We start from the raw sequence: 4,421 nt of genomic DNA, 5'->3' as shown, positions 1-4,421 counted from the left end.
ATTATTCCACGCGCCCCCCCCTCCCCCCACCCCGCCCGGGCCTCTTTTAATCCCCTAATACTACCCCGCGGGGCCCCCCTTATTCCCGGCGCCCACGGCTTCTTCGCTTGTCCGGGCGAACCCGAAGGGTCAGACGGTCTCGGGGAGCTCTTCGAGGCCCTCGGCGACCAGCTTCGCGAGGCGGTCCAGCGCCGCCTCGGCACCCTCGGCGTCGGACGCGAGGACGATCTCCTCGCCGCCCTGCGCGCCCAGGCCCAGCACGGCGAGCATGGACGCGGCGTTGACGGGGTTCCCGTCGGCCTTCGCGATGGTCACCGGGACACCGGAAGCGGTCGTCGCACGGACGAAGATCGAGGCGGGACGAGCGTGCAGGCCCTCGGCCCACCCGACGTTGACGCGGCGCTCTGCCATGGTGATGCCCTTCAGGTTCTTACGGGTTGTCTAGACCAGTCTCTCACGACGCCTCGCATGCTCCGACCGACCTTCGGCCCGGATCCTCCGCCGCTCGGCCTACCCCAGCTTGCACTGGTTTGACCCCGTCTGCCGCGTGCGCCGCGCAGGGAGCCGTCCGGCCGGTCCTGGCCTTAAGATCACCGCATGACCACCCCGTCGGACCCCTCGTACCCGGCCCACTGGGAAGCGGACGTCGTCCTTCGCGACGGCGGCACCGCCCGGATCAGGCCCATCACCACCGAGGACGCGGGCCGGCTGGTCAGCTTCTACGAGCAGGTCTCCGACGAGTCGAAGTACTACCGCTTCTTCGCGCCCTACCCCCGGCTCTCCGACCGCGACGTGCACCGCTTCACGCACCACGACTACGTGGACCGGGTCGGCCTCGCGGCGACCGTCGGCGAGGAGTTCATCGGCACCGTCCGCTACGACCGGATCGGCCCCGACGGCCGGCCCGCCTCCGCCCCCGCCGACGAGGCCGAGGTCGCCTTCCTCGTCCAGGACGCCCACCAGGGCCGCGGGGTCGCGTCCGCACTCCTCGAACACATCGGCGCGGTCGCCCGCGAACGGGGCATCCGCCGGTTCGCGGCCGAGGTGCTCCCCGCCAACAACAAGATGATCAAGGTGTTCACGGACGCCGGTTACCAGCAGAAGCGCAGCTTCGAGGACGGCTCCGTCCACCTCACCCTCGACCTGGAACCCACCGCCGAATCCCTCGCCGTGCAGCGGGCCCGCGAGCAGCGCGCCGAAGCCCGCTCCGTACAGCGGCTGCTGGCCCCCGGCTCGGTGGCCGTCATCGGCGTCAGCCGCTCCGGCGGGGGCGTCGGCGCGGCCGCCCTGCGCAACCTGCGCGACAGCGGCTTCCGCGGGCACCTCTACGCCGTGAACGAGGCGGCCACCGCCGATCTGCTGGACGGCGTACGGGCCTACCGCGCGCTCGGCGACATCGACGCCCCGGTCGACCTCGCGGTGATCGCGGTCCCGGCCGCGCGGGTCCCCGAGGCCGTGGCCGCCTGCGGGGAGCACGGCGTGCAGGGGCTCGTGGTGCTCTCCGCCGGGTACGGGGAGAGCGGCCCGGCCGGGCTCGACCGGCAGCGCGAACTGGTGCGCCAGGTCCGCTCGTACGGGATGCGGCTGATCGGGCCGAACGCCTACGGCGTGATCAACACCGCGCCCGAGGTCGGGCTCAACGCCTCCCTGACCCCCGCGCCCGCCCCGATCCGCGGCCGCATCGGACTGTTCACCCAGTCCGGGGCCATCGGCATCTCGCTGCTCTCCGCGCTGCTGCGGCGGGGCGCGGGGCTGTCGTCCTTCGTCTCCGCGGGCAACCGGGCGGACGTCTCCGGCAACGACATCCTCCAGTACTGGTACGAGGACGAAGCCACCGACGTCGCGCTGATGTACCTCGAAACCCTCGGCAACCCGCGGAAGTTCACCCGCCTCGCCCGCCGGACGGCGGCCGTGAAGCCGGTCGTCGTCGCGCGGGGAGGCCGCCACACCCCCGCCGGGCACGTGGTCCCCGGCACCCGGCTGGCGGACACCACGGTCTCCGCACTGCTGCGGCAGGCGGGGGTGATCCGGGTCGACACGGTCACGGAGCTGGTGGACGTCGGCCTGCTGCTGGCCTCGCAGCCGCTGCCCGCCGGACCGCGGGTGGCCGTCCTCGGGAACTCGGAGTCGCTCGGCGTCCTCACCTACGACGCGTGCCTCGCGCAGGGGCTGCGGCCCGCCGTCCCGCTGGACCTGACGACGGCGGCGACGCCGGAGGACTTCCGGACGGCACTGGGCGCCGCGCTGGCCTCCGCCGACAACGACGCGGTGATCGTCACGGTGATCCCGTGGGTGAACGAGCAGGCGCCCCAGGACGACCTGGCCGGAGCCCTGCGGGACGCGGTCGCCGGCCATCCCGGCAAGCCGGTCGCCGTGGTCCACGTGGAGCTGGCGGAGCTCGTCGACGCGCTGTCCCCGGCGGGGGTGCCGCCCGGGACCGGCGCCCGCACCGGCCCGGTGCGACCCACCCCCTCGGGCGCGCCGCCCGAGGGAACCGCGCTCCCGCGCCCCGGCACCCCGTACCCGGACGCGGCCGCACCCGCTGCCTCCACACCCGCCGCCACGGCGCCCGCAGCCGGCGGCGCCGGCCGCAGCGAGGCCCCGGACGGGCGGATCCCCGCGTACCCGGCCGCCGAGCGGGCCGTCCGGGCCGTCGCCGAGGCCGTCCGGTACGGGCAGTGGCGGCGGGCCAACGCCGACGCCGGCCAGGTCCCCGCGTACGAGGACATCGACGAGGCCGGGGCCGCCGCCCGGCTCGCCGGCCTGCTGGCGGACGCCGGCGACCGCGTGCTCACCCTCACCGAACCCGACGCCGGAGCGCTGCTCGCCCACTACGGGATCCGGGTGCTCCCCACCCTGCCCGCGCCCTCGGCGGACGACGCGGCCGCGGCGGCGCGGACCCTGGGCTACCCCGTCGCCCTCAAGACCACGGCCCCGCACCTGCGCCACCGCGCGGACCTCGGCGGCGTACGCCTCGACCTCACGACCGAGGCCGACCTGCGCCGCTCGTACGAGGAGCTCACCGACCTGCTGGGAACCCCCGCGGAGCTGCTGCCCGTCGTCCAGGCCATGGTGCCCCGCGGGGTCGACACCGTCGTGCGGTCCGTGATCGACCCTGCCGCGGGCGCCGTCCTCTCTTTCGGGCTGGCCGGCGTCGCCTCCGAGCTGCTCGGCGACACCGCCCACCGCCTCGTCCCGGCCACCGACCGGGACGCGGCCGGGCTGATCCGGTCCATCCGGGCCGCCCCCCTCCTGTTCGGCTGGCGCGGCAGCGACCCCGTCGACACCGCCGCCCTCGAAGAGCTCCTGCTGCGGTTGTCCCGGCTCGTCGACGACCACCCCGAGGTGGTGGGCGTCACCCTCGAACCGGTCGTCGTCGCCACCGAGGGGCTCTCCGTGCTCAGCGCCACCGTCCGGGTGGCCCGTCCGCCCGCCCGCACCGATCTCGGTCCCCGGACACTCCCCAGCTACTGAGCGGGTACGGGGCGCCCGGGGCGCCCCGTACGGGCCTTAGGATGGACCCCATGGCGAAATCCGGTACGACGACCCAGGGGCTGCGCACGGCGATCGAGCGCAGCGGCTACTACCCGGCCCTCGTGGCCGAGGCCGTGGAGGCCGCGGTGGGCGGCGAGCCGATCTCGTCGTACCTGGTCCACCAGGAGACGACGTTCGACTCCAACGAGGTGCGCCGGCACGTCACGGTCCTGGTCCTGACCGGGAACCGCTTCATCGTGAGCCACACCGACGAGCAGGCCGCCGACGCCGGGTCGCCGTCCCCGTACGCGACCACCTCCACCGAGTCCGTCAAGATCGGCGCGATCTCCTCCGTGGTGCTCAGCCGCGTCGTCGCCAACCCCGAGTCGTACACCCCCGGCACCCTGCCCCGCGAGGTCGTCCTGACCATCGGCTGGGGCGCGGTCTCCCGGATCGACCTGGAGCCCGCCGCCTGCGGCGACCCGAACTGCGACTCCGACCACGGTTACACGGGCAACTCCACCGCCGACGACCTCAGCCTGCGCGTCAGCGAGGCCGGCGACGGCCCGGAGGCGGTCCGCCAGACCCTCGTCTTCGCGCAGGCGCTCAGCGAGGCAACAGCGGCGACGTCCCAGTCCGCCCGCTGATGGCCTACTCCGTACCGTCGAACTGGGACGAGCCGGAACTGCTGGACCTGTCCGGCGCCCCCGTGCCCGAGTACGGCGCCGGCTCGCTCGCCGACCTGCTGCCGACCCTCGTGGCGGGCCAGGGCGTCCCCGGGTACACCGCCGCCATCGCCGAGCTCACCCCGGCCGACCGGAACTGCGTGTTCCTGGTCGACGGCATGGGCTGGGAGCAGATCAAGGCCCACCCGGACGAGGCCCCGTACCTGACCTCCCTGCTCGGCAGCTCGCGCGGCGGCACCGGCCGCCCGATCACCGCGGGCT

General features: G+C 74.6%; 3 protein-coding genes and 1 pseudogene. 3 read left to right on the top strand and 1 reads right to left on the bottom strand.

Going from position 1 to position 4,421, the window contains the following annotated elements:
* Positions 1-129: 129 nt before the first annotated feature.
* Positions 130-411: an HPr family phosphocarrier protein gene (locus tag ACFXA3_RS36695; RefSeq protein ID WP_048477591.1), complete on the bottom strand. Its 282-nt coding sequence runs from the start codon at positions 409-411 to the stop codon at positions 130-132.
* 186 nt (positions 412-597) lie between these two features.
* Between ACFXA3_RS36695 and ACFXA3_RS36690 the strand changes: the two genes are divergently transcribed.
* The 3 genes and pseudogenes from ACFXA3_RS36690 to ACFXA3_RS36680 form a co-directional block, all read left to right on the top strand.
* Positions 598-3,474: a GNAT family N-acetyltransferase gene (locus ACFXA3_RS36690; RefSeq protein WP_385194525.1), complete on the top strand. Its 2,877-nt coding sequence runs from the start codon at positions 598-600 to the stop codon at positions 3,472-3,474.
* A gap of 41 nt (positions 3,475-3,515) precedes the next feature.
* Positions 3,516-4,121 (top strand): DUF5998 family protein, encoded by a 606-nt coding sequence (locus ACFXA3_RS36685; RefSeq protein ID WP_383337387.1) that lies wholly within the window; start codon positions 3,516-3,518, stop codon positions 4,119-4,121.
* Positions 4,121-4,421 (top strand): annotated as a pseudogene (locus tag ACFXA3_RS36680) (alkaline phosphatase family protein); the annotation flags it as partial. The gene ACFXA3_RS36685 and the pseudogene ACFXA3_RS36680, both read left to right, overlap by 1 nt.

The sequence above is a fragment of the Streptomyces sp. NPDC059456 genome (assembly GCF_042750055.1).
In the GTDB taxonomy this organism is placed as follows: domain Bacteria; phylum Actinomycetota; class Actinomycetes; order Streptomycetales; family Streptomycetaceae; genus Streptomyces.
Note: the sequence above shows the minus strand (reverse complement) of the source record. Positions and strands in the feature narration are given on the sequence as shown.